The organism is Nocardiopsis sp. CNZ308, assembly GCF_004217075.1.
The window spans coordinates 4545403-4570937 of sequence record NZ_SHKJ01000001.1; the positions used below are offsets into that span (position 1 = coordinate 4545403).

Sequence of the window (25535 nt, forward strand, 5' to 3'; positions counted from 1 at the left end):
CTTCCACGCCGGACTTCCGCGCCCCTCAGCGCGGCGGTCCGGCGTGCCCCTTCGTGCCGCTTCGTCCCTGTTGGGCGGGGCATGGGGGGTCAATAATGAAAACGGTTGTCATATGCTGCTCTGGTCCGCTGAGGCGTCCGCGCGCCGCGGCGGCCTCCCGCCCCCGACCCGGAAGAACCGCCGTGCACCTGCGCAAGATCCCTCCCGGCGCCTGCCTGGCCGCCGCCTCCGCCCTCCTGCTGACCGCCTGCCTCCCCTCCGGCGGCGGCACCGCCGCCTCCGAGGAGGACGGGCGCATCGCGGTGGCGATGCTGCTGCCTCCCAGGTCGGCCCTCTCGCCGCTCACCGACGACGCCTTCAAGCTCTCGCGCTGGAGCACCGCCGAGACCCTCGTCGTCCTGGACGAGGTCGGCGACCCCCTGCCCGGCCTGGCCACCGACTGGACCCAGGTGGACGACACCACCTGGACCTTCACCATCCGCGACGGGGTCACCTTCCACGACGGCACGGAGCTGACCGCCGACGCGGCCGCCCACTCCCTGGAGTACGCCGCGCAGGCCTCGCCCAAGCCGCGCATCCTCGACGGCGTCGAACTCGGGGTCGAGGCCGAGGGCGACACGGTCACCGTCACCACCGCCGAGGCCGACCCGCTCGTCCCCCAGCGCCTGTCCTCGCCGCAGCTGTCGATCCTGGCCGAGAGCGCCTACGAGGGCGACACGGTCAGCCCGGTCGGCACCGGCTCGGGCCCCTTCGAGCTGGTCGAGGTCAACGGCACCACCTCCGCGAGCCTGAACCGCTACGACGGCTACTGGGGTGAGGCCGCCCTGGCCCCGGGCATCGACGTCAGCTTCGTGCCCGACGGCACCGCCCGCGCCGCCGCCCTGCGCACCGGCGAGGCCGACGTCGTCGAGGCCGTGCCCACGTCCCAGGCCGCCCTGCTGGACCAAGAGCTGATCACCGAGGTGCCGATGCCGCGCACCAACACCCTCTACCTCAACACCCAGGACGGGCCCTTCACCGACCCCGGCCTGCGCGCCGCCGCCCGCGAGGCCATCGACCGCCAGGTGCTGGTGGACGGCGTCTACGAGGGGCGCGCGGACGCGGCCGAGGGCCTGCTGGGCCCCGCGCTGCCCTGGGCCGCCGACCGCCCCGAACGCCAGGACTTCACCGAGGCGGCCGACCCCGACGGGGCCGCCATCACCCTGGCCACCTTCACCGACCGCGCCGAGCTGCCCGAGGTCGCCACCGTCCTGGAACAGCAGCTGGAGGACGCCGGGTTCGAGGTCGAACAGGTCGTGCGCGAGTACGCCAACATCGAGGAGGACGCCCTCAACGGCGAGTTCGACGCGTTCATCCTCTCCCGCGCCACCGTCCTGGACTCCGGCGACCCCGCCGCCTACATGACGAGCGACTTCTCCTGCGACGGCTCCTTCAACATCGCCCAGCTGTGCGACGAGGCCGTGGACACGGCGCTGGAGGAGGCCGAGCGCACCCCCGCGGGCGAGGAGCGGCGCGCCGCGATCCTGGAGGCCGAGGCCGCCGTCCTGGCCACCGACGCCGCCATTCCCATGCTGCACGAACGCGTCATCCAGGGCGACGCCGCCAACGTCGTGGACTCGGCCAAGGACCCGCGCGAGCGCCTGCTCGTCACCCCGCGGACCCGGCTGAACTGATGGCCGCCGCCGCTCCCGACCGCACCGGCGCCCCCGGTCACACCGGCGCTCCCGGCCGCAGCGGCGCCCGCGGGGCCGGGTGGCTCCTGCCCCTGGTCTCGCGCGCCGCCGCCCTGGTCCTGGTCACGGTCGTCGTCGGGCTCCTGCCCTGGCTGTCCGGGCGCGACCCCGCCCTGTCGGTGCTGCGCGCCCGCTCGGCCGAGCAGGCCCCCACACCCGAGGTGCTCGACGCCATCCGCGAGGACCTCGGCCTGGCCGACGGCCCCGCGGTGACCCTCGCCCGCTGGTTCGGCGGCGTCCTCCAGGGCGACCTCGGCCGGTCCTGGGTCTCCGACGCGCCCGTACTGCCCTCGGTCGTCTCGGCCATGGGCGTGTCCCTGACGGTCATGGGCGCCGCGCTCGCCGTCGCCCTGCTCGTCGCGGCCGTGCTGTGCGCCCCCACTCTGGTGCGCGGGGCGCGCGGCACCCTGCGCCCGGGCGGGTCGGGCAGCGGGGCCGCCGCCGCGATGCTCACGGCCCTGCCCGAGTTCCTCGTCGCCGTCCTGCTCATGGTCGCGCTCTCAGTGTGGCTGGGCTGGCTGCCGCCCTACGGCTGGCAGGAGCCGGTGAACCTCGTGCTCCCGGCGCTGGCGCTGGGCCTGCCCGCGGGCGGGCTGCTGGGACGGCTGCTCGACGACGCGCTGCCCGCCGTCCTCACCGAGCGCTGGGTGGGGCTGTGGACGGCCTCGGGCTGCTCCCCGGCCGCCGTCGCCGCCGCGGCCCTGCGCCGGGCCACCCCCGCCCTCATCCCCCAGTTCGCCATGGTCGTCGTCGGCCTGACCGGCGGCGCCGTCGCGGTGGAGACGGTCTTCGCCGTCCCCGGGATCGGCCGCACCGCTCTGGGCGCCGCCCAGTCCCAGGACCTGCCGCTGCTCCAGGGCGCCGTGCTCGGCCTGGTGCTGCTCGGCACCGCGGCCGGGATCGCCGCCCAGGCCGCCCGCCGCCTCCTGCTGGGCCCCGGCCTGAACGACGCGGCCCTGGCCCTGCCCCCGCCGCCCACCGCCCCCGCGGGGGCGGTGCGCCGCGCGGTGCCCGCGGTGTGCGCGGCGCTGATCCTGGCGGTGTGCCTGTGGGGACTGACCCGCGACGCCATGACGGTCGAGGTGGCCCAGCGCCTCGCCGCCCCCTCCTGGGACCACCCCCTGGGCACCGACGCGGTCGGCCGCGACGTCCTGGCCCGGCTCGGGCACGGCGCCCTGGCCACCGTGGGCACCGCGGCGCTGGTGTGCCTGGCCAGCCTGGCCGCGGCCCTGCTGGTCGGGTTCGCCCCGGCGCTGTCGGCGGGCGCCTCGGAGATGGCCAACGCCCTGCCCCCGGTGATCGCCGGAATCCTGGTGGCCGCCATCGCCGGACCCGGACCCCTCGGCGCCGCCGTGGCCGTGGCCCTGGTCTCCTGGCCCCCGCTGGCCGCGCACACCTCCGCGCTGGTCCAGGAGACGCGCGCGGCCGCCTACCTGACCGCGCAGCGGGCCCTGGGCGCCGACGCCCGCTGGATCCTGGTCCGGCACGTGCTGCCCGCGGTCCTGGGGCCGGTGGCCCGCCACGCCGTGCTGCGCCTGCCGGGCATCGCGCTGGCCATCGCCTCGCTCGGCTTCCTCGGCCTGGGCTCGCAGCCGCCCTCGGCGGAGTGGGGCCTGAGCCTGTCGGAGTCCCTGGCCTACGTGGAGCGCGCGCCCCTGGCGGCGCTGGCCCCGGCCGCCATGCTCCTGCTGCTGGCCGCGTTCGCGGTCTCCTCGTCCACGCTTCCCCAGGGCTCGTGGACACCCGCGCGGGGCCCGGCTCCCCTCTTCTCCGGCCCGAAGGCCGAACCCTCCCCGGAAGGACGCAGATGAGCGACGAGGCCCTGCTGTCGGTCCGCGACCTGCGGGTCACCCTGCCCGGACGGCGAGGGGGCGGGGTCCGCGCCGTGCGCGGGCTCTCCTTCGACGTGCGCCCCGGCGAGGTGCTCGCGCTCGTGGGGGAGTCCGGGGCGGGCAAGTCGGTCACCGCCCGCGCCGTCCTGGGCATGGCGCCCTACGGCGCCTCCGTCACCGGAAGCGTCCGCCTGGACGGACAGGAGCTGGTCGGCGCACCGCCCGCCGTCCTGCGGCCCCTGCGCGGGCGGCGGATGTCCCTGGTGCCCCAGGACGCGCTCGCCGTGCTCAGCCCCGTGCACACCGTGGGCGCCCAGCTCGTACGGGCCCTGCGCTCCGTGCGCCGGACGAGCCGGGCCGCGGCGTGGGAGCGGGCGGTGGCCGCACTGGACCGGGTCGGCATCCCCGACGCCGCCCGGCGCGCGCACGCCTACCCGCACGAGTTCTCCGGCGGCATGCGCCAGCGGGCGGTCATCGCGATGGCCACGGTCAACGAACCCGACCTGGTGTTCGCCGACGAGCCCACGACCGCCCTCGACCCCAGGATGCAGGCCCGGACGCTGGAACTGCTGTGCGGGCTGCGCGAGATGACCGGTACCGCGGTCGTCCTGGTCACCCACGACCTGGGCGTCGTCGGCGGCTACGCCGACCGGGTGGTGGTCGTCTACGCCGGGCGCCACGTCGAGTCGGGCCCGGTGGGGCCGGTCCTGACCCGGCCGCGCGCCCCCTACACCGCCGGCCTGGTCGCCGCGCTGCCCCGGCCCGGTACCGGGGACCGCCGCCTGCCCGCCATCGCCGGAACGCCCCCCTCACCGGAGGCGCTGCCCGGCGGCTGCGCCTTCGCGCCCCGCTGCCCGCTGGCGGAGGACCGGTGCCACGCCGAGGAGCCCTCACCCGCGGTAGCCGGGGAGTCGGGCAGGCTGGTCTCGTGCCACCGCTGGCAGGACCTGCCCGACCCGGCTTCCTCCCTGTTCACGGACATCGCGCACACACCACGAGAAAGGACGCCATGACCACCCCACCGCTGCTGAGCGTGCGCGACCTGGTGGTGCGCTACCCGGGCCGCACCCGGCGGGCCGCCCCGGTGACGGCCGTCGACGGGATCTCCTTCGAGATCGGCGCGGGGGAGACGCTCGCCCTGGTCGGGGAGTCGGGGTGCGGCAAGTCCAGCACCGCCGCGGCCGTGATCGGACTGCGCCGCCCCCAGGGCGGGACGGTGCTCTTCGAGGGCCGGGAGCTGACCGCCATGGGTGAGAGGGAGCTGCGCGCCCTGCGCCCCGCCATCCAACCGGTGTTCCAGGACCCCTACGGCTCGCTCAGCCCGCGCCTGCGCGTGCGCGACGCCGTCGCCGAACCCCTGCGCATCCACGGCCGCTGGGACCGCGCGACCGGCCCCGCCCGGGTGGCCGAACTCCTGGAGAAGGTCGGACTGGACCCCGCGCACGGCGACCGGCTGCCGCACGAGCTCTCCGGCGGGCAGTGCCAGCGCGTGGGGATCGCCCGCGCGCTGGCCTGCGAGCCGCGCCTGCTGGTCCTGGACGAACCGGTGTCGGCCCTGGACTCCTCCGTGCGCGCCGGGGTGCTCAACCTGCTCACCGGTCTCCAGGACGAACTGGGGCTGGGCTACCTGTTCATCTGCCACGACCTGGCGCTCGTCGGGCACGTCGCGCACCGCGCGGCGGTCATGCGCGCGGGGCGGCTGGTGGAGACCGGCCCCGCCCACCGGGTCTGCTCCGACCCCGCCGACCCCTACACCCGCGAACTGGTGGAGGCCGTCCCGGCCCTCCCCGGCGCCTCCGGGGGCCGGCCGCTGCCGAGCGCCCCGTGAGCCCGGCACGGCAGCCCCGCGGGAACGGACACGAAAGCAAGAGCGGGCACGGGAACAGGAGCGGGGACAGGAACGAGAGCGGGAACGGGAGCAGGACCGGAACCGGGAGCCGGGCCGGGAACGGGGCCCGGAACAGGGCTGGGAGTGAGACCGGGGCCGGGAACGAGAGCGGGAACAGGAGCGGGAACGTCCTGTCCCGTACCACCGCCCGCGGGGCCGCGGCGCTGCGCGACGTGTGCGGCCTGCCCGCGCTGCCCCTGCTGCTGATCGGCTCGCAGTTCGCGTTCAACGTCGGCTTCTTCGCGGTCCTGCCCTACCTCGCCGACCACCTCGGCGGCGCCCTGGGCCTGGCCGGGTGGCTGGTCGGCCTCGTGCTGGGCCTGCGCACGTTCAGCCAGCAGGGGCTGTTCGTGGTGGGCGGCACGCTCACCGACCGGTTCGGCGCGCGCCCGGTGGTGCTGGCGGGCTGCGCGCTGCGCGTGGCCGGGTTCTGCTGGCTCGGCTTCGCGCAGGGCACCGCGTCGGTCATCGCCTCGGTCCTGCTCATCGGCTTCGCCGCCGCGCTGTTCTCCCCGGCCGTGGAGACCGAGATCGTGCGCCAGGCCGTGCGGCACGAGCGGAGGACCGGTGGACCCCGCACCCGGATGCTCGCCCTGTTCTCCGTCGCGGGGCAGGCGGGAACCCTCGTGGGCCCGCCGCTGGGCGCCCTGCTGCTGCTCGGCGGCTTCCGCGCCGCCTGCCTGGCCGGGGCCGCGGTCTTCGCCGCCGTGCTGGCCGGGCACCTGCGGCTGATGCCCCGCACCGCGCCGGGCGCGCCCGCGTCGGCCGACCGGGGGACGCCGCGCCTGCGGGAGGGGCTGCGGCTGCTGCTGGGCAACCGCGGGTTCCTGGCGCTGAGCCTGGCCTACAGCGGCTACCTGCTGGCCTACAACCAGCTCTACCTGGCCCTGCCCGCGGAGGTGGAGCGGGCGACCGGCTCCCAGACCGCGCTGGGCTGGCTGCTGGCCTGGGCGTCGCTGCTCTACATCGCCACGCAGATGCCGGTGCTGCGCTGGACCTCCGCCCGTCTGACGCGGCGCGCGACGCTGGTGTGGGGGCTGGTGCTGATCTGCCTGGGCTTCGCCGGGGCCGCCGCGTCGATGCCGGTCGGCGCGCTGGGCGGACTCGTGCCCTCCGTGGTGTTCGTCACCGCGCTGACCCTGGGCCAGGTGCTCATCGTGCCCACGGTGCGGGCCTGGATCCCCGACCTGGTCGAGGACCGCCACCTGGGCCTGTTCACGGGCGCGCTGTCCTCGCTGTCGGGGCTGGTGGTGCTCCTGGGCAGTGTGCCCGCGGGGGCGCTGCTGGACCTGGGCGGGCCGCTGCCCTGGCTCCTGCTCGCCCTGGTGCCGCTCGCCGGAGCGGTGCTGGTCCCCGGCCGGGGCCGTCCCTGAACAAGGCGCGGCCCCCGGTCCGCCGGACTGACAGATGCCCCGGAGCAGGGCGCCCGTCGGCGCCGCCCTCACCACGGCGCGGTGTCGCCCACGGGTCCACGGCGGGTCGCCTCACCCACCGGCGCGGCCCGCGGTGAACGGGCGCGCCCAACGACGCGGGTGCGGGCTCTCGCCCCACGGGCTTTCGCTGCGCACCGGGGGAGGGTAAGCGCTTTCCGTATCGAAGGGCAAGGGCTGTCCCGCAAGTTCGCCCCGACGTGGAACCCAGTCCGCCCCGGGTCGCCCTTCGCGCTCGGGCGTGCGGCTTCTGTGGCGGGCTCGGCCCGAGGCGGCGCCGGTGCGGCGGGGTGGTCCACCAGGCGGTCCATGGATGTGAACCATTGACACCCATGTGAATGCGGTGCTAGAAACTGACCATCCTAGTCCTTGGATAGCGCTTACCAGACCACTTCGAGCCGTTTCTCCCCTGTGTTCCCACGCACACGTCCGTGTCCGCGTCCCCCCGGACGGCCGGGCGCGGACGCCCCCACCGAAGCCACAGCCGCCACCGGCGCGAGCCGGAAGCCGAAGGGAAACACCACCATGCGCGTACCCCCGGGCCGAGTGCGCCGACACGGCCGCCGCGGCACCGCCCTGTCCGCGACCGCCGCGGCCGCGGCGACGGTCCTGCTCGCCTCCGCCTGCTCGGGCTCCGACGACGGCACCGTCGAGCTGCGCTTCTCGTGGTGGGGCTCCAACGAGCGCCAGGCCACCATGCTCCAGATCATCGAGAACTTCGAGGCGGACAACCCCGACATCCGGATCACGCCGGAGACCACCGACTGGTCCGCCTACTGGGACCGCCTGGCCACCACCACTGCGGCCAACGACTCCCCGGATGTCCTCATGCAGGAGGAGCGCTACCTGCGCGAGTACGCCGACCGCGGCGCCCTGCTCGACCTGAGCGAGGCCGAGGGCCTGGACCTGTCGCTGATCGACCCGCTGGTCGCCGAGAGCGGCCAGCTGGACGGGCAGACCTTCGGCGCGGCCAGCGGCGTCAACGCCTACTCCATCCACGCCGACCCCGAGGCCTTCGCCGCCGCGGGGGTGGAGATGCCCGACGACGACACCTGGACGTGGGCGGACTACGTCGAGATCGCCGGGCAGATCAGCGAGGGCACCGGCGGCGAGATCGCCGGCGCCCAGAGCATGAGCTACAACGAGGCCGGTTTCCAGGTCTTCGCCCGCCAGCACGGGGAGGCGCTCTACAACGAGGACGGCAGCCTCGGCTTCTCCCAGGAGACCCTGGAGGCCTGGTACGAGATCACCCAGGACCTGCTGGAGAACGGCGGCCAGCCCAGTGCGGCCCGGAGCGTGGAGATCCAGGCGGGCGGCATCGACCAGTCGGTCGTGGCCACCGGCGAGGGCGCCATGGCGCACTTCTGGAGCAACCAGCTCGGCAACGTGGTCGAGGCCTCCGGGCGCGAGATCCAGCTCCTGCGCTACCCGGGCGAGACCGAGTTCGACCGGACCGGCCTGTTCTTCAAACCGGCCATGTTCTACTCGATCTCCGCGGGCTCCGAGCACCCCGCGGAGGCGGCCCGCTTCGTCGACTACATGCTCAACGACCCGGCGGCGTCCGAACTGCTCCTGGCCGACCTGGGCCTGCCCGCCAACACCGAGGTCCGCGAGGCCATCCTCGACGACCTGCCCGAGTCCGACGCCCGGATGGCCGAGTTCATGAGCGAGATCGAGGACACGATCGTGGACGGCAACCCGCCCGCGCCGATCGGCGCCGGTCAGGTCGTGGACATCAGCAGCCGCGTCAGCGACGGGCTCGCCTTCGGCGACCTCACCCCTGCCGAGGCCGCCGAGCAGTTCATGGCCGAGGTCGAGGCGGCCGTCGAGACCTCCTGAACCGCCCGGCGCGGCCTCCGGCGCGGGCGCCCGCGCCGGAGGCCGCCCGAGGGGCCGACAGGCCACCGGCCACGCCCGCACACGCGCACGACCACGAAGCAAAGGACGTCCATGACCCCGCACGCCGGAGCGGCCACGCAGGACCGCATCACCAGCGTCACGATCTCCTCGGTCACCCTTCCCCTGAACACGCCCATCAGCGACGCCAAGGTCCTCACCGGGCGCCAGCGGCCGATGACCGAGGTCGCGATGCTCTTCGCCGAGATCACCACCGAGGCCGGTCACGAGGGCGTCGGGTTCGGCTACTCCAAGCGGGCGGGCGGCCCGGGACAGTTCGCCCACGCCCGGGAGGTGGCCTCCGTCCTGCTGGGGGAGGACCCCAGCGACACGGGCAAGATCTGGGACAAGCTCGTCTGGGCGGGCGCCTCGGTGGGCCGCAGCGGACTGGCCACCCAGGCGATCGCGCCCTTCGACATCGCACTGTGGGACCTCAAGGCCAAGCGGGCGGGCCTGCCGCTGGCCAAGCTCCTCGGCAGCTACCGCGACTCGGTGCGCTGCTACAACACCTCGGGCGGCTTCCTCCACGCCCCCGTGGAGGAGGTCATGGAGAGGTCGGCCGCGGCGGTGGCCGACGGCATCGGCGGCATCAAGCTCAAGGTCGGCCACCCCGACAGCGCCACGGACCTGGCCCGGGTCGCGGCGGTGCGCGAGCACCTGGGCGACGGCGTGCCGCTGATGGTGGACGCCAACCAGCAGTGGTCGCGCGCCGACGCCCAGCGCATGTGCCGGGCCTTCGAGGAGTTCGGACTGGTCTGGATCGAGGAGCCGCTGGACGCCTACGACTTCGAGGGCCACGGGCGCCTGGCCGCGACCTTCGACACCTCCATCGCCACAGGGGAGATGCTCACCAGCGTCGCCGAGCACGCCGAGCTGATCCGCCACGGGGGAGCGGACATCATCCAGCCCGACGCCCCCAGGATCGGCGGCATCACACAGTTCCTCCAGGTCATGGCGATGGCCGACCGGCGCCACCTCCAGCTGGCCCCGCACTTCGCGATGGAGGTCCACATCCACCTGGCCGCCGCCTACCGGCACGAGCCGTGGGTGGAGCACTTCGAGTGGCTCGACCCCCTCTTCAACGAGCACCTGGAGATCTCGGGCGGGCGCATGCACCTGTCCGACCGGCCCGGCCTGGGGGTGACCCTGAGCGACCGGGCGCGCGCGTGGACGGTCGACACCCACCGGGTCAAGGCCTGACCGCAGCGGTGTCCGGGCCGGGACGAGCCCCGGCCCGGGCACCGGTCAGCGGGCGCCGGTCCGGGACGCGCCGGGGCCGGGGTCCGCGCGGTCGGCCCGTCCGCACGGCGGCGCCGTGCGCGGACCCGCCGGGGGCCGAGGCCGACGAGGAGCGCGGACCCCGAGGGCCCGGCTCAGGAGTTCCCGCTCCGGACGACCTCCTCCAGCAGCCGCACGGCCGTGCCCGCGCCGTCCTCGGCGCGCACCCGTTCGCCCAGGACGCGCGCCCGTTCCGCGAGGGCTGGATCGCCGACCGCGCGGGCCAGGGCCGAGGCCAGGGCGTCCGCGGTCAGGCGCTGGCCCCGCAACGGGGCGACGGCGGCCCCGGCCTCGTGGGCCCGCTGCGCCCAGAACGGCTGGTCGCCCCAGAAGGGGCACCCGACCTGCGGTCTGCCCGAGGCGAGCGCGGCGCCGGTGGTCCCGGCGCCGCCGTGGTGCACGACCGCCGCGCACCGAGGGAACAGCCGCTCGTGCGGAGCCCCGTCGATGACCAGCACGTCGTCATCACCGGTTTCGGCGGTGATGCCGCCCCGGCCCGAGGCGACGACCGCGCGCACTCCGGCCCGGCGCACGGCTTCGCCCACCACGCGTCCGGTGGCCGCGGGGTCGGCGGTGGGCAGGCTGCTGAACCCGACGAACACCGGCGGCCTCCCGGCGTCCAGGAACGCCTCCAGCTCCGGGGAGGGCCGCCACCGCGTGTCCGGCGGCGGGAACCAGAAGCCGGTGGTGCGCACCCGCGGCGGATAGTGCGTACGCGGCGGGAGCAGGTGGCGGCTGAACGCCTGGAGCACAGTGGACGGGCTCCCGTCCGGCTGGCGCAACGGGTCGTGGCGCCCGGCCCTTCGGGGCAGGCCCAGCCCGTCCCGGAACTCCTCGACCACCGCGCGCTGCCCGCTCAGGGCGAGGGCGGCCAGCCGGTAGGTCAGCGGGTTGAGCGCCGCGGGCACCCACCGAGGCCAGGGCACGCCGGGGGCGGGGAAGGCGCGGGTGGGCACCCAGGAGGGCTGGAGGGCCACCGGGACGGAGGGCACGCCCAGGCGTTCGGCGATGTGCCCTCCCGGCATGCCGGGGATGTGCACGACCACGTCCGCGTCCTCGTCGGCGACCCCGGCCATGTCCTCGTGGACCCTGCGCATGAGCGGGGTGATCCGGCGCAGCAGGGCGGCGGCGTGCACGGCGCCGCGCAGCCCCCGCAGTCCGGTGTCCCTCACTCCGTCCAGCTCGGGATCGCCCATGAGGGTGTTGGGGCCGTCGTCCACCGGGCGGTAGGCGACACCGTGCTCGGCGGCCAGTGGGGCGGCGGAGGCGGGGCCCGCGACCACGCCGGTGTGTCCGGCCGCGTCCAGGGCCCTGGCCAGGGCAAGGAAGGGCTGGACGTCTCCGCGGGTGCCGTGGGTGAGCAGGAGGGCGTGCACGCCGGTCATTCCTTCCGGGGGGTGAGACCCCGAGCGACGATGTCGATCAGCAGGTCGAGGGTCTGGTGGTAGTGCTCCGGCGCCGCCAGCCGGTCGGCGTTCACCGGTAGGAGCAGGACGGCCTGGAGGACTCCGACGATGGCGGCCGGATGGGCGTCCACCAGTTCGCCCGTCCCGCGCCGGGCGTCCACGAACGCGCTCAGCGCGGCCGCGGGGTTGTCGGGGGAGGAGGCGGCCCGGGACGGGGCGACCCTGCGCGCGACCGCGTCCATCTCCTCGGGGTGGGTCACGAGCCGTCCGTACAGGGGGTTGCGGGCCAATTCGTCCAGGCTGGCGCGCAGGAACCGCCGCAGCCCCTCGCGGGTGTCGTCGGTGCTGTTCAGGGCGTCGTCGATGACCCGCTCCCTGACCTCGGCCATCTGGCGCAGCATCAGCTCCAGGTAGAGGGCCTCCTTGGAGTCGAAGAAGGCGTAGAAGCTGCTCTTGGCGATACCGGCGGGCGCGACCAGTTCCTCCAGGGAGGTCTTGCGCAGCCCACGGGTGGTGAACAGGGCGCGTCCGGACTCCAGCAGCAGGCCGGTGATGCGTTCCTTCTCCTGCGCGGAGAACGCGGGTGGCACGGTGGTTCCTCCCTCGGTCGACGGTGTCCGCGGACAGTGTCTCGCGGTCAGCGTGCGGCGGCCGGTGCGCGCACGTCCCGCTTCCCGTGCCGGCGGCCGCTCAGGGACAGGGGGAGCGAACGCCAGCGCGCCACGGCGACCACGACCGCGGTGATCACCGCCATGGCCAGGCCCAGGGGGAGCACGGTGGCCAGCCCGTCCGAGCCGGAGTTGGCGACGGTCCAGGCGATCTTGACGACCAGGCCGCCGTTGACGACGACCAGGCCCCAGCCCAGGGAGCGGCACCAGAACGCCGCGCACAGCGAGCCGAGCAGTGCGGGCACCAGCGGCAGGGTGACCCAGGTGATCCAGGTGGGGTCCGTGAACAGTTCCCGCTCCATCTCCAGGACCCCGGCCATGGCCGGGTCGATCTCCTCGGGCGCGGGGAACCAGAAGAAGCTGGAGAGCATGGCCGCGATGGTCAGGGCCAGCGGCACGGGCCTGCGCGTCCAGCAGAAGTAGGCGATGGGCAGGAAGAACAGCGGTCGGACGTACCAGCTCAGCGGGTTGAGGTGGCGCGGCCAGGCCCAGGCGAGGAAGTCGGTGAGCAGGTCCATGGGGGGCTCCGTTCGGCGAGTGCTTGAAACTATAAAAACACTTTGGTTATTTGTTTTCAAGAGGGCGGGCGCCGCTGCGGGCGCCGCCGTCCCGGCCGGGGGGCCGATGGCCGGCGGCCGGAGCCCGTCGCCGAACGTTCTGGCCAGCGCGGGCGCGGGCGTGGGGGCACGCCCGCCGGTCCGATGGGGTGAGGGCCGGGAACGGTTCGGCCGCCGCCGAAGTGTCGGCCTCCTAGAGTCCCGGTCATGACCACCGACCAGCGAACGGCTCCGGGGCACGCCGCCGCGGCCGCGCCCCTCGCCCACCGCGCCATCCGACCGCGCATCCTCTACTTCGGCACCCCCGTGGTGCTGCTCTCCACCGTCAACGAGGACGGCACCCCCAACCTCGCCCCGATCTCCTCGGCCTGGGCCCTGGGGTACCTGCTGGTGCTGGGGCTGGGGGCCACCGGGCAGACCGCGCGCAACCTGGCGGCGCGCCCCGAACTCGTGGCCAGCTTCCCCGCCGCCGAGGACTGGGCCAGCGTCGAGCGGCTGGCCCCGCTCACCGGGCGCTCGCCCGTGCCCCCGGGCAAGCCGCCGGGCTGCCGTTTCGAGGCCGACAAGTTCGCCGCCGCGGGCCTGACCCCGCAGGAGTCGCAGCGGGTCGCGCCGCCCCGCGTGGCCGAGTGCCCGTTGCAGCTGGAGGCCCGGGCGGTGCGCGTGGACGCCGACGCCTCGGGCGACTTCACCGTGGTCCAGGCCGAGGTGCTGCGGGTGCACGCGGACGAGCGCCTGGTGGTGCCCGGCACCGACCACGTCGATCCCGCGCGCTGGAACCCGATGATCTACAACTTCCGCCACTACTTCGGGCTGGGGCGCCAGCACGGGCACTCCCACCGCTCAGAGACGCCCGGCTTCTGACGGCCACGAACATGCCGGCGCCCCGTCCCGCCTCCTTCCCCGCTGACGGTGCGCGGCAGGGGAGGAGGCGAAGCCGCGCGGACGGGCTGAGGACGGTACCGCCGGGGGCGGCGCCGTCGGCCAGCCCGTCAGCGGCCGGACCCGCGTTCAGTCCAGGTCGGACATGTCGAGCACGAAGCGGTAGCGGACGTCGTTGCGTTCCAGGCGTTCGAGGGCCGTGTTCACCTGGGACGACGGCAGCAGCTCGATGTCGGCGGTGATGCCGTGTTCGGCGCAGAAGTCGAGCATGGCGGCGGTGGACGGGCGTCCGCCGCTGCCCGCGGAGCTGAGACTCTTGCGGCCGATGAGCAGGTCGGTGGTGTCGACGGTGACCGGGCCGAGGTGGCCGAGGTGGCTGAGGGTGCCGTCCATGGCGACCGTGCCCAGGTAGGGGGCCAGGTCGTGGGGAGCGGAGACGGTGTCGATGACCACGTCGAACCGGTCCCGGACGGCTTCCATCTGCCCGGCGTCGGTGGAGACGACGAACCCGTCGGCGCCGAGGCCGCGTGCCTCCTCGGCCTTGTCCGGGCTGCGGCTGATGACAGAGGTCGTGGCGCCGAGCGCGACGGCCAGTTTGACGGCGAGGTGGCCCAGGCCGCCCAGCCCGGCCACGGCGACCGTGCTGCCCGGGCCCACGCCGAGGGCCCGCAGGGGTTCCCAGACTGTGACCCCGGCGCAGAGCAGGGGCGCCGCCGCGGCCGGATCGAGGCCCGCGGGCAGCCGGTGGGCGAACCCCTCGCTGACGAGGTACTCGCGGGAGTAGCCGCCCAGGGTGGTCGTCCCGTCCCGCCGGTCGCTGCCGCCGTAGGTCAGGGTCGGGAACTCGCGGCAGAAGTTCTCTTGTCCGGCCCGGCACGGGGGACACGTCCCGCACGAGTCGACGATGTTGCCGACGGCCACGGGATCGCCCGGGGTGAAACCGGTGACCGCGCCGCCGACCTCGGTCACCGTGCCCGTGAACTCGTGCCCCGGCACCAGGACTCCGTCCGCGTCGTTTCCGTGCGCGCGCAGGGCGTGCAGGTCGCTGAAGCAGACACCGCAGTAGTCCACCCGTACCGCGACGTCGTCCGGGCGCAGGTCCCGGCGCTGGAGGGACGCGCGTCGCAGGGTGCGCGTCGCGGGGTCCGCCTGCCAGCCGGTGGTGGTGCGCATCTCTCTCCCTAAACAGACTGTTCGGTCTATTTGAGTCTAGGCAGACTTCACCGGTTCCGCAAACAAACCGGTCGGTCTGCTAACGTGGGGGCATGCCCGACCAGCCGATGCCCGACCAGCCGTCGAGCGCGCGCGGAGCCGCGACCTACCAGCGGATCATCGACGCCGCCACGCGGGAGTTCGCCCGGTACGGCATCGCCGGAGCCCGCGTCGAGCGGATCACCGCCGCCGCGCGGACCAACAAGGCGCAGCTCTACGGCTACTTCGGCAACAAGGAACGGCTCTTCGACGCGATCTTCCTCGCCTCGCTGGAGCGCATCACCAACGTCGCCCCCATCGACGCCGACGACCTGGCCGACTGGGCCGTGCGCCTCTACGACGAGTACCTCGCGCGCCCCGACCTCATCCGCCTCGCCACCTGGGCCCGTCTGGAACGGCGTCCGGAAGGGCACCTCGTCGCGGAGCACGAGAGTTACGACGACCACAAGCTCCGCGCGATCGCCGAGGCCCAGGCCGCCGGACGCGTCAGGCGGGGCGACCCCTTCGACGTGATGGCCGTGGTCATCGCCATGTCGATGGCCTGGTCGCCGGTGAGCAACGTCTACGCCGCCACCGCGGCGGAGCCCCCGGACGCGCACGAGCGGCGGCGGGCCCTGCTGCGGGACTGCGTCCGCCGCGCCGTCGCCCCGGAACAGGCGGCGACCGGGGGCCGTGAGCCTGGGCCGACCGCGACCGGCGACGCTCCCGGGCGTGCGGGTGACACGGGGCGGGGAGCAAGGTAGAACAGCACGAGCGCCCCGAGCACCGGAGCCCGCCCGGCCGAGAACCCTGACGCCGCGGAGTCCGGCGCGTGTTCCACAGCTCCGCCGCGCACCACCGCGGGGGAGCGGGGCCGGTAACGACGAACGAGGAGCACGATCCTTGACCGACAACCCGTTCCTGTCCCCGAGCGAGCTTCCCTACCGGCTCCCCGACTTCGCGGCCATCCGCGAGGAGCACTTCCTGCCCGCGTTCGACAAGGGCGTGGCCGAGCACCTCGCCGAGGTGGACGCGATCGTCCGCGACCCGCGGCCCCCGACCTTCGACAACACCATCGCGGCACTGGAGCGCTCCGGCGCGCTCCTGGCCAGGGTGGAGACCGTCCTGCACACCCTGGCCGGTTCCGACGCCACCGACGGCATCGAGGAGATCGAGCGGGAGATCGCCCCGAGGGCCGCCCAGCACCGGGACGCCATCTCGCTGAACCGGGACCTGTGGGAGCGCGTGCGGCAGGTCACCGCCTCCGACCCGCAGGAGGCCTGGCTGCTGGAGCGGTACCGCCTCGACTTCGTCAAGGCGGGCGCCGACCTGGACGACGACCAGCAGGCCCGGCTGCGCGAGCTCAACACCGAACTCGCCGGACTGAGCACCGAGTTCTCCCGCAACGTGGTCCGGGCCACCCGCGAGGCCTCCCTCGTCACCGGCGACGTCTCCGACCTCGACGGCCTGGACGAGGCGCACATCAGCGCGATCGAGCGGGACGGGGAGTACGTCCTGCCCCTGCTCAACACCACCGTGCAGCCCGCGCTGGCCCAGCTCACCGACCGGGCCACCCGCGAGCGGCTCTACACCCTGAGCGCCGAGCGCGCCCCCGAGAACCTCGACATCGCCGCGCGCATGGCCGTCCTGCGCGCCGAGCGGGCCGCGCTGCTCGGCTACCCCGACCACGCGGCCTACACGGTCGCCGACCAGACCGCCAAGACCGTCGACGCGGTCGAGGAGCGGCTCGGCCAGCTCGTCGGACCCGCCCGGCGCAACGTCGAGAAGGAGGCCCGGGCCCTGGCCGAGCACGCCGGGCACGACATCGAGCCCTGGGACTGGCCCTTCTACGCCGAGCAGGTGCGCAGGGAGCGCTACGACTTCGACGACAGCGTCCTGCGCCCCTACTTCGAACTCGGCAGGGTGGTCCGGGACGGCGTCTTCCACGCCGCGACGCTGCTGTACGGGATCACCTTCGCCGAGCGGCCCGACCTGCGCGGCTACCACGAGGACGTGCGGGTGTGGGAGGTGTTCGACCGGGACGGCTCGCCCCTGGGGCTGTTCCTGCTGGACCCCTACGCTAGACCGACCAAGCGCGGCGGCGCGTGGATGCACAACCTGGTCGACCAGTCCTTCCTGCTGGACGAGCGGCCGGTGGTGGTGAACAACCTCAACATCACCAAGCCCGCCTCGGGCCCCACCCTGCTCACCTTCGACGAGGTCGAGACGGCCTTCCACGAGTTCGGCCACGCCCTGCACGGGCTGCTGTCGGCCGTGCGGTTCCCGCGCGTGCAGGGCACGAGCGTGCCGCGCGACTTCGTGGAGTTCCCCTCCCAGGTGAACGAGATGTGGGCGACCTGGCCGGAGGTCCTGTCCCACTACGCCCGCCACCACGAGACCGGTGAGCCGGTGCCCGCCGAACTCGTGGAGCGCCTGACGGCCGCCCGCCAGTTCAACCAGGGCTTCGCGACCTTCGAGTACCTGGCCGCGGCGCTCCTGGACTGGTCGTGGCACCGCCTGGCCCCGGGCGAGGCCGTGGAGGACCCGGCCTCCTTCGAGGCGCGCGCCCTGGAGGCGGCGGGGGCCCTGCACCCCCTGGTCCGTCCGCGCTACCGGTCGGCGTACTTCATGCACGTGTTCGCCAACGGCTACAGCGCGGGCTACTACTCCTACGTGTGGAGCGAGGTCCTGGACGCCGAGAGCGTGGAGTGGTTCACCGAGAACGGCGGCCTCACCCGGGAGGGCGGGGACCGCTTCCGGGAGAGGGTGCTGTCCGTGGGCGGCGGTGTGGACCCCATGGAGGCGGTCCGCGACTTCCTGGGCCGCGAGCCCCGGATGGAGCCCCTGCTGGTCCGCCGCGGGCTGGTCTGACCCGTAGCCGGGCACACCGGGAGGCGGTGCGCCCGGCCCCTGCGGTCCGCGTCCGGCGGGCCCGGCCCCGCCGCCCGCGCGGCCGGGCCCCGGCAGGGGGCGGGCCGCCGACCGGCGGGGACTCGACGGGCCCGCCGGGGCCGCCTGCCCGGGAGAGGGCGCGCGCCCGCCTGCGGGCCCTACCCCTCGGTCTCCTCCCGGATCAGCTCCGCGTAGGCCTCGGCGTCGAGCAGCCCGTCCACCGCTCCCGGGTCCGTGGGCCTGGCGCAGAAGAGCCAGCAGTCGTAGGGGTCGTCGTTGACCTGCTCGGGCTCCTCCGCGAGTTCGGTGTTGACCTCGACCACCTCGCACGCGAACGGCGCGTAGAACTCCGACACGGCCTTGACCGACTCCACCGTGCCCACCGCCTCCTCGGCGTCGAAGCCCTCCCCGGCCTCGGGCAGCCCCAGGAAGACCACGTCGCCCAGTTGCCGCTGGGCGAAGTCGGTCAGTCCGACGGAGACCGTGCCGCCGGGCTCCCGGCGGACCCATTCGTGGGTCGTGGTGTAGAGGAGGTCGCCCGGAATGCTGGCCATGGCAGAACCCTTCGTGTCTTCGCGTCCTCGAAGCGCGATCGCCGCTGATAGGCGACCGGCAAGGCCAGTGTGCTGGACCGGCGGGCGCGCGGGGGCGCCTTTGGCGCAACCGGGGGAGGGGAGTCGGCCCGACGGTTTGCGCCGCACGCCGCGGGCGTGGTGCGGGTGAATCCCAGTGCCCGGTCCGTCCGGTTCCTCCGGCCTCGACCGCGCGGGCGTTCGGGAGGGGGCGGTCGCCCGCGATTGTCCTACTCGGCGGTAACATCGTCGCCGGTCACACCGAACGCACGGGAAGGCGTCCGATGAGCGAGGAACTGTCCGTCCGCCTCGACGGCCATGTGGCCGTCCTGGAGATCCACCGGCCTCCCAACAACCACTTCGACCACGCCCTCCTCAAGGAGCTGGCGGACACCGCCGAGGAACTGGTCGCCACCGGCGACCGCCGCGCCCTCGTGGTGTGTTCGGAGGGCAAGAACTTCTGCGCCGGGGTGGACTTCGCGGCGGGCGGGGTCGGCGACACCCCGGTCCGGACCCTCGCCGCCATCTACGGTGAGGCGCTGCGCCTGTTCTCCCTGCCGGTGCCCGTGGTCGCCGCCGTCCAGGGCGCGGCGGTGGGCGGCGGCCTGGGCCTGGCCTGCGCGGCGGACTTCCGGGTGGCCGCGCCCTCCACCCGCTTCCACGCCAACTTCGGGCTCCTGGGCCTGCACCAGGGCTTCGGGCTGAGCGTGTCCCTGCCCGCGATCGTCGGCCGCCAGAAGGCCGCCGACATGTTCTACACCGCCCGCCGGGTGACCGGCACCGAGGCCCACGCCATCGGCCTGGCCGACCTGCTGGTGGACGAGGCCACCCTGCGGTCGGCGGCCGTGGACCACGCCCACCGCATCGCCGCCTCCGCCCCGCTGACCGTGCGCTCGATGAAGGCCACGCTCCGCGCCGACCTGCTCGCCGCGCTGCCCGCCGCCCTGGACCGGGAGATCGTGGAGCAGAACAAGCAGCTCGGCACCAAGGACCACGAGGCCGGGGTCAGCGCCTCCCTGGCCCGGGTCAGGCCCTCCTTCACCGGCGAGTAGCCGCGGTCGCCCGCCGCCCCGGGTATGCCGCGCAGCGGTGTCCGGGGCACGGGGACCGCCACCGGGTCGCGGGGTCCTGGAGGCTCTCGTCGGGCGCTCGGTCCGGCGTGCGCGGGGGACCGGCCCGGGGCGCGGACTCCGGATTCCCGGTCCCACGGCGGCCTCCGGTCACTACACTGTTCGGACTCGGATCAGTGTGCGGACAGGGGGTCCCGATGGGCGCACCCGATGTGACGGCGTCCACCCAGTGGTGGCAGGGGCTCAACGCGGCCAAGGCCACCTCCACCCCCGCCGACCGGGTCCGGGCCCTGGTCAGGGAACACCAGCGCTGGTACCCCAGGGCCGACGTGGCGCTGCTGAGCCGGGCCTACGCCGTGGCCGAGCACCTGCACAAGGAGCAGAGGCGCAAGAGCGGCGAGCCGTTCATCATCCACCCGGTCGCCGTGGCCACCATCCTGGCCGAGATGGGCCTGGACACCGCGACGCTGGTCGCCGCCCTCCTGCACGACACGGTGGAGGACACCCCGTTCAGCCTGGCCCACCTCGCGGCGGAGTTCGGCACCGAGGTCGGGGTCATGGTGGACGGCGTCACCAAGGTGGACCGGTCCATGTACGGCAGCGCGGCGGCGGGGGAGACCTTCCGCAAGATGGTGGTGGCCGCCCGCGACGACCTGCGCGTGCTGCTGATCAAGCTCGCCGACCGGCTCCACAACCTGCGCACCCTCCAGTTCCAGCCCCCGCACAAGCGCGTCAAGATCGCCCAGGGCACCCGGGAACTCCTCATCCCCCTCGCGGAGCGGCTGGGGGTGTACCGGCTCAAGCGCGACCTGGAGGACCTGTGCTTCGAGTACCTGGAGGGTGAGGACTTCGAGCGGATCAGCACGCGGGTGGCCCGGGTCCGCGAGGGCTGCGCCCACGAGATCGACGCGCTGCGCGTCTCCCTGCGCGACGGCCTGGCCTCCTTCCGCGTCAAGGCGCGGGTGGAGGTGCGCTCCCGCCACCCGTACTCGGTGTTCACCTCCGGCACCGGCCTGACCGGCGACCCCGACCCGCTGGACACCGTCCGGTACGTGGTCGTGGTCAAGGGTGACGAGCGCAACGCCTACCTGGCCCTGGGGGCGGTCCACGGGAGGTGGAAGCCCTATCCGGCCAAGTTCCGCGACTTCATCGCCACCCCCCGGTACAACCTGTACCGGGCGCTGCACACCACCGTCCTGACCGAGTCCGGCCGCCGCGTGCAGATCATCATCTGCGACTCCCACGCCCAGCAGGTCTCCGAGTACGGCATCATCGCCGACATCCGCCAGGCCACCGGCAGGGACGGCCGCCTGACCACCGAGCGCACCACCGACCCGGAGTGGCTGACCCGGCTGCTCGGGTGGCAGGAGCAGGCCTCGGCCGAGGAACTCCTGGAGGGCGTGCGCACCGACCTCGCCGACAGCATCACCGTGCTCACCGGGGAGGGCCAGGTCCTCACCCTCCCCGAGGGCGCCACACCGGTCGACGTGGCCTACGCGCTCGGCGCCGACACCGGTGACCGCTACTCGGCGGCGGCCATCGACGGCCGTCTGGTCAGCCCCGCGACCCGGGTCCGCGAGGGGGAGACGGTGCACATCATCACCAAGTCCGTGCCCGCCCCCGACCGGGGGTGGCTGGACTCGGTCAGGACCGGCAGGGCGCGGGTCGCGATCGCCGCCTGGCACCGCACGCGCGCCCACGAGCAGGCGGAGCACACCGGCCGGGAGCGGATGATCGCCCTGGTGGGGGCGGACCGGCTCATCGAGGCCGAGTCGTCGGGGGCGATGACCGGGGTGGCGCGCCGTTCGGGGTACCCGTCCCTGGAGGAGCTGTACGTGGCCCTGGGCTACGAGCAGGTCAGCTCCGAGGACGTGGCCGCCCTCCTTCCGGCGTCGGCCTGAGTACGACCCTTTCGACGGCGCTCCGGACGTCCCGGGGGTTCCGGGACGCCCGGAGCGGTTACGGCTGACGCGTTCGTGGGCGGCGCCCGTCACGGGCGCCGCCCACGAACGCGTTCCCCCCCGGCCGGGAGCGCGGGGGGGAGTCCGCTCCCGGCACCGGTCACGCCCGAGCCCGCGCGGGGCCTTCGCCTCCGACGGGTTCGGCGGGCGGCGGACCCGGAGCGGTGTGCTCCGGGCCGCGCGGCCCGGACCCGCCCGGTTCAGGCCCCGCTGGCGACCCGCGGGCGGCCGACCGCGTAGCCGTACTGCTCGGGCCAGTGCGACTCCGCGCCCAGCTCCTGGGCCGCGCGGTGGGCCCAGTAGGGCTCGCGCAGCAGCTGCCGTCCCAGGAACACCGCGTCGGCGCGGCCCGAGGCGACGATCTCCTCGGCCTGGGCGGGTTCGGTGATCGCTCCGACCGCGCCGGTGGGCAGGCCGGTGGCACCGCGGACCCGCTCGGCGAAGGGCACCTGGTAGTTCGGGCCCACGGGGATGAGGGCGTCGGCGACCAGGCCTCCGGTGGACACGTCGAGGAGGTCCACGCCCCGGGCCTGGAGCTCCTTGGCGAGCAGGACGGTGTCCTCGCCGGTCCAGCCCTCGCGCTCGTCGGCCTCGTTCTCCGTCAGCCAGTCGGTGGCCGAGGTGCGGAAGAACACGGGCAGGTGCTCGGGCCACACCTCGCGCACGGCCTCGACGACCTCCAGCGCGAAGCGCATCCGGTTCTCGGGGCCGCCGCCGTACTCGTCGGTGCGGTGGTTGGTGGCGGGCGACAGGAAGGAGTGCAGCAGGTAACCGTGCGCGCCGTGCACCTCGACCACCTGGAATCCGGCGGCCAGCGCCCGCTCGGCCGAGGCCGCGAAGTCGCGGACCAGCTGCCGGATCCCGTCGGCGGTCAGCTCGGTCGGCGCGGCGTAGCCGGGGAAGGCCTCGGCGCCGGGGCCCACCGTCGGCCAGCCGCCCTCGGACTCGGGGACGGACCGTCCGCCCAGCCAGGGCTTGTCGGTCGAGGCCTTGCGCCCGGCGTGCGCGAGCTGGATGGCCGGTACCGCGCCGTGGGCGCTGATCGCGGCGGTCACGCGCTTGAAGGCCTCCTGCTGGCGGCTGTTCCACAGGCCGAGGTCCCAGGGGCTGATCCGTCCGTCGGGTCGCACGCCGGTGGCCTCGACCATGACCAGACCGGCCCCGCCCGCGGCCCGGTCGGCCAGGTGCGCGAGGTGGAAGTCGGTCGGGGCGCCGGTGTCGGGTCCCTCGGAGGCGGCCGAGTACATGCACATCGGGGACATCCACACGCGGTTGGGGATCTCCAGCGACCTCAGCTTCAAGGGGGTGAACAGCGTGCTCAAGGGGTGTCCTTCCGTCTGCGGCGGGTGGTCGGCGTCCATCGGGGAGCGGGTCCGGCGCACGGAGGCCGAACTCTAATACGATGAATGTCGTACTACGGTAAGCAACGTACTACGAGGATTGTCAAACTACGACCGCCCTCGTACTTTGTGGTGGAAGTCGCACGGCGCACGGCAGCGGAGGTCATGGCATGCCCGGCAGGGAACGAAGGGCCCGAAGCGGTCGGCAACTGGAACACCCGCCCGCGGAGGAGATCCGGGTGGAGACGGTCATGCACGCCCTGGCCGACCCCGTGCGCCTGCGCATCGTGCGCGAACTGGCCCGGGGCCACGACGACATGGCCTGCATCGCCTTCGAACTGCCGGTGAGCAAGTCCACCTCCACCCACCACTTCCGCGTGCTGCGCGAGGCGGGGGTCATCCGCCAGTACTACGAGGGCACCTCGCGCATGAGCTGTCTGCGCGAGGAGGACCTCGGTGCGCGCATGCCCGGGCTCCTGGAGGCGGTCCTGCGGGCCGTGCGCATCGCCGAGGGCGACGACGCCGCCAGTGAGTCCGCCGCCAGTGAGTCCGCCGAGGGAAGCCCTGACGGGGCCGCCGCCGAGGTGGGCCCCTCCGGCCCGGCGTCCTGACCGGAAGGGGCGGGGCGGGCGGGCGCGGTCGGCGGGCCACGGCCCCGCCCTGCCGATCCCTCCTTCGAAGCAGTGGCGCCGCCTCCGAAGCAGCGGTGCCGTGATCGTGTTCCGGCCGGGTGGGGGCCCGCCCTCCGAGGGGCGCCGGAGGACGGTCCGGCGCCTCCGGTCGGGCGGGCAGGGTTCAGCCCGCGACGCGCCCCCGCGCCTCCGGGGCGCCGAGGGCGGCGCGGGCCGCCGCGGCCGCCGCCGCGTCGGCGGCGATCAGGTCCGCGTTGAGCGCCGCCCCCGCCTGCGTCCCCGACGCCGCCGCGACCGGGACGTTCGCCGTCACGTCGGCGACGTTGCCCGCGGCCCACACCCCCTCGACGCCGGTGAACCCGCCCGCCTCCACGGCCAGCTGCGCGCCCATCCCGGTCGGGTGCTCCGTCAGCGCCAGCCCCAGGTCGGCGAGGAAGTCCGCGCGGGCCGTGAACCGCGGCGCCACCGCCAGCGTGTCCACCGCGATCTCCTTGCCGGAGGCCAGGCGCACACCCGCCAGCCGGTCCCGGTCGTCGACCTCCAGGCCGCGGACCTCGCCCTCGACCACGCCGACGCCCAGCGCGGCCAGCTGCTCCCACTGCTCGTCGCCCAGGTGGACACCGGTGTGCAGGAACAGCGTCACCCGCGACGACAGCTGCCGGAACATCAGCGCCTGGTGGAACGACCCCGGCCCGGTCCCCAGCACCCCGACGGCCGTGTCGCGCACCTCCCAGCCGTGGCAGTACACGCAGTGCACCACGTCCCGCCCCCACAGCCGCGCGAGGCCGGGGACGTCGGGCAGCTCGTCCACCAGCCCCGTGGTCAACAGCAGCCGCCGGGCCACCGCCCGGCCCCCGTCCCCGGTGCTCACCACCAGGTTCCCGTCCTCCCGGCGCACGCCCGCGACGCGGCCGGACACGATCCGCCCGCCGTAGGAGGCGACCTCCTCGCGCCCCAGCCGGAGCAGTTCCAGCGGCGGGACCCCGTCCCGGGACAGCAGGCCGTGCGCCCCGGCCGCCGGGGCGTTGCGCGGCTCCCCGGCGTCGACGACCAGCACCGAACGGCGGACCCGGGCCAGCGTCAGCGCGGCCGACAGTCCCGCCGCACCGCCCCCGACCACCACGACGTCCCACGCCTCACCGGATGCCCGTACCAACTCGTTCTCGCTCATACCGCCACGATGCGGCCGCGGCGCCGCGTTGCCAAAGTCCTTTGCCGTTCCGGCAAAAACCGGGCGGCCGCGCGCGTTGTGGGCCCGCTCCGGCCACACGGTCCCGGCCCTGCCATGCACCGGTGGCGTTTTCCCGGGAAAAACGGCACCCTGAGGCGATGACGGATACGCGGTACCGCGGTTCAGGGCCCTACTGCTACTCCAGCTGCCTGATCATGATGCTGGGCGGGGACGCACCCGACATCGCGGTGGTCGAGACGGTGACCGGCAGCCCCTTCGGCGTTCAGCTGGAGGACGGGCTCGCCTTCTTCGACCCGTGCGGCTGGAACCCCGAGACCGGTGTGGACGAGGCGCTGACCGCCCTGGGCTGGACGGCTCGGACCACCAGCGGCGGCGACGCCGACACGGCGTTCGGCCGCCTCAACGCGGCCCTGGCCGACGGCCCGGTCATGGTCGGCCCCGTCGAGATGGGCCACCTGCGCCACCAGCCGGGTATGACCGGGCCGGTCGGGGCGGACCACTACGTCGTCGTGCTCGGCGCCGACGACGCGCACGTGACGCTGCACGATCCGCAGGGCTACCCCTACGCGCGGCTGCCGCGGGCCGACTTCACCGCCGCATGGCGGGCCGAGAGCGTCGCCTACGCCGAGCCGTACACGATGCGCACGGAGTTCGCCCGGGCCAGGCCGGTCGACACGCTCCAGGCGGTCGACGCGGCCGTCCCCCGGGCGATCGACTGGCTCGGCGGAGCCAACGCGGACGCGGCACTGGCCCTCGCGGACCTGGTCGAGCGCGGCTGCGGTCGGGAACTGCGCGGCCACCTGGTCGACTTCGCGGTCCGGGTCGGAGCCCGGCGCCTGGCTGACGCCGCGGCCTGCCTGCACCGCGTCGGCCACACGGCCGCGGCCGCGACCCTGACCGGGCAGGCACGCCTGGTCGGATCACTGCAGCACCCGCTCGTCACCGGCGACGACGGCGCAGCCGCCGCGGTCCTGCGGGAACTCGCCCCCGCCTACGGTGTTCTGCGCGACCAGCTGGCCGGGTCCCGGAAGCGGGAGGGCCCGACTCCGGTGCGCACGGGCACCGTGTGACGCCTGGAGTCGTGAACGCCTCCGCGCGGGGCGCGTCCCGCGCCG

General features: G+C 74.6%; 21 protein-coding genes. 14 read left to right on the plus strand and 7 right to left on the minus strand.

From position 1 onward, the window contains the following. The first annotated feature begins 182 nt into the window (after nt 1-182). From EV372_RS19550 to EV372_RS19580, 7 genes are all read left to right on the plus strand, one after another. A complete protein-coding gene (locus tag EV372_RS19550) occupies nt 183-1673 on the plus strand; it encodes an ABC transporter substrate-binding protein (RefSeq protein ID WP_130397157.1) in 1491 nt (496 codons plus the stop codon). After that, entirely contained in the window at nt 1673-3544 is a 1872-nt protein-coding gene (locus EV372_RS19555; protein ID WP_486483999.1) for an ABC transporter permease subunit, read from the plus strand. The genes EV372_RS19550 and EV372_RS19555 overlap by 1 nt, the downstream gene beginning before the upstream one ends. Continuing rightward, a complete protein-coding gene (locus EV372_RS19560; RefSeq protein WP_130397158.1) occupies nt 3541-4578 on the plus strand; it encodes an ABC transporter ATP-binding protein in 1038 nt (345 codons plus the stop codon). The genes EV372_RS19555 and EV372_RS19560 overlap by 4 nt, the downstream gene beginning before the upstream one ends. Next, on the plus strand, nt 4575-5393 hold the full coding sequence (locus EV372_RS19565) for an ATP-binding cassette domain-containing protein (protein ID WP_130397159.1): 819 nt from the start codon (nt 4575-4577) through the stop codon (nt 5391-5393). The genes EV372_RS19560 and EV372_RS19565 overlap by 4 nt, the downstream gene beginning before the upstream one ends. A 233-nt stretch (nt 5394-5626) precedes the next feature. Further along, nucleotides 5627-6826, plus strand: coding sequence for an MFS transporter (locus tag EV372_RS19570; RefSeq protein WP_486484000.1), 1200 nt, complete (start codon nt 5627-5629; stop codon nt 6824-6826). A gap of 582 nt (nt 6827-7408) precedes the next feature. Next, nucleotides 7409-8722, plus strand: a complete 1314-nt coding sequence (locus EV372_RS19575; RefSeq protein WP_130397161.1) for an extracellular solute-binding protein — start codon at nt 7409-7411, stop codon at nt 8720-8722. Nucleotides 8723-8833: 111 nt separating this feature from the next. Then, nucleotides 8834-9979 carry an L-talarate/galactarate dehydratase gene (locus tag EV372_RS19580; protein ID WP_117198170.1) on the plus strand — a complete coding sequence of 382 codons (1146 nt, stop codon included), beginning with the start codon at nt 8834-8836 and terminating at the stop codon, nt 9977-9979. 173 nt (nt 9980-10152) lie between these two features. On the opposite strand, the gene EV372_RS19585 is transcribed toward EV372_RS19580, so the two are convergent. From EV372_RS19585 to EV372_RS19595, 3 genes are read right to left on the minus strand one after another with little or no spacing between them, the layout of a single operon-like run. Further along, nucleotides 10153-11442 carry a glycosyltransferase gene (locus EV372_RS19585; RefSeq protein ID WP_130397162.1) on the minus strand — a complete coding sequence of 430 codons (1290 nt, stop codon included), beginning with the start codon at nt 11440-11442 and terminating at the stop codon, nt 10153-10155. Then, the gene (locus EV372_RS19590) at nt 11439-12053 is read right to left on the minus strand and encodes a TetR/AcrR family transcriptional regulator (protein ID WP_130397163.1); all 615 of its coding nucleotides are present in this window, start codon (nt 12051-12053) and stop codon (nt 11439-11441) included. Before EV372_RS19590 ends, EV372_RS19585 begins: the two co-directional genes overlap by 4 nt. A gap of 47 nt (nt 12054-12100) precedes the next feature. Then, nucleotides 12101-12649 carry a hypothetical protein gene (locus EV372_RS19595; protein WP_130397164.1) on the minus strand — a complete coding sequence of 183 codons (549 nt, stop codon included), beginning with the start codon at nt 12647-12649 and terminating at the stop codon, nt 12101-12103. 246 nt (nt 12650-12895) lie between these two features. On the opposite strand from EV372_RS19595, the gene EV372_RS19600 reads away from it, so the two are divergent. Further along, nucleotides 12896-13552, plus strand: coding sequence for a flavin reductase family protein (locus tag EV372_RS19600; protein ID WP_130397165.1), 657 nt, complete (start codon nt 12896-12898; stop codon nt 13550-13552). Between the two features lie 147 nt (nt 13553-13699). On the opposite strand, the gene EV372_RS19605 is transcribed toward EV372_RS19600, so the two are convergent. Continuing rightward, nucleotides 13700-14743 (minus strand): NAD(P)-dependent alcohol dehydrogenase, encoded by a 1044-nt coding sequence (locus EV372_RS19605; RefSeq protein ID WP_130397166.1) that lies wholly within the window; start codon nt 14741-14743, stop codon nt 13700-13702. 92 nt (nt 14744-14835) lie between these two features. Here EV372_RS19605 and EV372_RS19610 point away from each other — a divergent pair, with 92 nt between their 5' ends. Beyond that, the gene (locus EV372_RS19610) at nt 14836-15525 is read left to right on the plus strand and encodes a TetR/AcrR family transcriptional regulator (RefSeq protein ID WP_486484001.1); all 690 of its coding nucleotides are present in this window, start codon (nt 14836-14838) and stop codon (nt 15523-15525) included. Between the two features lie 139 nt (nt 15526-15664). Next, nucleotides 15665-17632, plus strand: coding sequence for a M3 family metallopeptidase (locus EV372_RS19615; RefSeq protein ID WP_130397167.1), 1968 nt, complete (start codon nt 15665-15667; stop codon nt 17630-17632). Nucleotides 17633-17811: 179 nt separating this feature from the next. On the opposite strand, the gene gcvH is transcribed toward EV372_RS19615, so the two are convergent. After that, the gene (gcvH, locus tag EV372_RS19620; protein WP_130397168.1) at nt 17812-18207 is read right to left on the minus strand and encodes a glycine cleavage system protein GcvH; all 396 of its coding nucleotides are present in this window, start codon (nt 18205-18207) and stop codon (nt 17812-17814) included. 302 nt (nt 18208-18509) lie between these two features. On the opposite strand from gcvH, the gene EV372_RS19625 reads away from it, so the two are divergent. Together EV372_RS19625 and EV372_RS19630 are read left to right on the plus strand one after the other, a co-directional pair. Continuing rightward, nucleotides 18510-19277, plus strand: coding sequence for an enoyl-CoA hydratase/isomerase family protein (locus EV372_RS19625; RefSeq protein ID WP_130397169.1), 768 nt, complete (start codon nt 18510-18512; stop codon nt 19275-19277). Between the two features lie 215 nt (nt 19278-19492). Further along, nucleotides 19493-21196: an HD domain-containing protein gene (locus EV372_RS19630; RefSeq protein ID WP_130397170.1), complete on the plus strand. Its 1704-nt coding sequence runs from the start codon at nt 19493-19495 to the stop codon at nt 21194-21196. Between the two features lie 260 nt (nt 21197-21456). On the opposite strand, the gene EV372_RS19640 is transcribed toward EV372_RS19630, so the two are convergent. Next, nucleotides 21457-22578 carry an NADH:flavin oxidoreductase/NADH oxidase gene (locus EV372_RS19640; protein ID WP_130397172.1) on the minus strand — a complete coding sequence of 374 codons (1122 nt, stop codon included), beginning with the start codon at nt 22576-22578 and terminating at the stop codon, nt 21457-21459. A 188-nt stretch (nt 22579-22766) separates the two neighbouring features. On the opposite strand from EV372_RS19640, the gene EV372_RS19645 reads away from it, so the two are divergent. Further along, nucleotides 22767-23207, plus strand: coding sequence for a helix-turn-helix domain-containing protein (locus EV372_RS19645; protein WP_130397173.1), 441 nt, complete (start codon nt 22767-22769; stop codon nt 23205-23207). Between the two features lie 184 nt (nt 23208-23391). Here the strand turns inward: EV372_RS19645 and EV372_RS19650 are convergent, their stop codons facing one another. Beyond that, nucleotides 23392-24399: an NAD(P)/FAD-dependent oxidoreductase gene (locus EV372_RS19650; protein ID WP_130397174.1), complete on the minus strand. Its 1008-nt coding sequence runs from the start codon at nt 24397-24399 to the stop codon at nt 23392-23394. A 158-nt stretch (nt 24400-24557) separates the two neighbouring features. On the opposite strand from EV372_RS19650, the gene EV372_RS19655 reads away from it, so the two are divergent. Then, complete coding sequence (locus tag EV372_RS19655; protein ID WP_130397175.1) at nt 24558-25490, plus strand: hypothetical protein; 933 nt, start codon at nt 24558-24560, stop codon at nt 25488-25490. The last annotated feature ends 45 nt before the right edge of the window (nt 25491-25535 follow it).

Excerpts from the sequence above, each read along its gene's own strand:
- EV372_RS19555 (WP_486483999.1), top strand. The coding sequence starts at position 1,673 with ATGGCCGCCGCCGCTCCCGACCGCACCGGCGCCCCCGGTCACACCGGC.
- EV372_RS19560 (WP_130397158.1), top strand. The coding sequence starts at position 3,541 with ATGAGCGACGAGGCCCTGCTGTCGGTCCGCGACCTGCGGGTCACCCTG.
- EV372_RS19565 (WP_130397159.1), top strand. The coding sequence starts at position 4,575 with ATGACCACCCCACCGCTGCTGAGCGTGCGCGACCTGGTGGTGCGCTAC.
- EV372_RS19575 (WP_130397161.1), top strand. The coding sequence starts at position 7,409 with ATGCGCGTACCCCCGGGCCGAGTGCGCCGACACGGCCGCCGCGGCACC.
- EV372_RS19580 (WP_117198170.1), top strand. The coding sequence starts at position 8,834 with ATGACCCCGCACGCCGGAGCGGCCACGCAGGACCGCATCACCAGCGTC.
- EV372_RS19585 (WP_130397162.1), bottom strand. The coding sequence starts at position 11,442 with ATGACCGGCGTGCACGCCCTCCTGCTCACCCACGGCACCCGCGGAGAC.
- EV372_RS19595 (WP_130397164.1), bottom strand. The coding sequence starts at position 12,649 with ATGGACCTGCTCACCGACTTCCTCGCCTGGGCCTGGCCGCGCCACCTC.
- EV372_RS19600 (WP_130397165.1), top strand. The coding sequence starts at position 12,896 with ATGACCACCGACCAGCGAACGGCTCCGGGGCACGCCGCCGCGGCCGCG.
- EV372_RS19605 (WP_130397166.1), bottom strand. The coding sequence starts at position 14,743 with ATGCGCACCACCACCGGCTGGCAGGCGGACCCCGCGACGCGCACCCTG.
- EV372_RS19610 (WP_486484001.1), top strand. The coding sequence starts at position 14,836 with ATGCCCGACCAGCCGATGCCCGACCAGCCGTCGAGCGCGCGCGGAGCC.
- gcvH (WP_130397168.1), bottom strand. The coding sequence starts at position 18,207 with ATGGCCAGCATTCCGGGCGACCTCCTCTACACCACGACCCACGAATGG.
- EV372_RS19625 (WP_130397169.1), top strand. The coding sequence starts at position 18,510 with ATGAGCGAGGAACTGTCCGTCCGCCTCGACGGCCATGTGGCCGTCCTG.
- EV372_RS19630 (WP_130397170.1), top strand. The coding sequence starts at position 19,493 with ATGGGCGCACCCGATGTGACGGCGTCCACCCAGTGGTGGCAGGGGCTC.
- EV372_RS19645 (WP_130397173.1), top strand. The coding sequence starts at position 22,767 with ATGCCCGGCAGGGAACGAAGGGCCCGAAGCGGTCGGCAACTGGAACAC.
- EV372_RS19650 (WP_130397174.1), bottom strand. The coding sequence starts at position 24,399 with ATGAGCGAGAACGAGTTGGTACGGGCATCCGGTGAGGCGTGGGACGTC.
- EV372_RS19655 (WP_130397175.1), top strand. The coding sequence starts at position 24,558 with ATGACGGATACGCGGTACCGCGGTTCAGGGCCCTACTGCTACTCCAGC.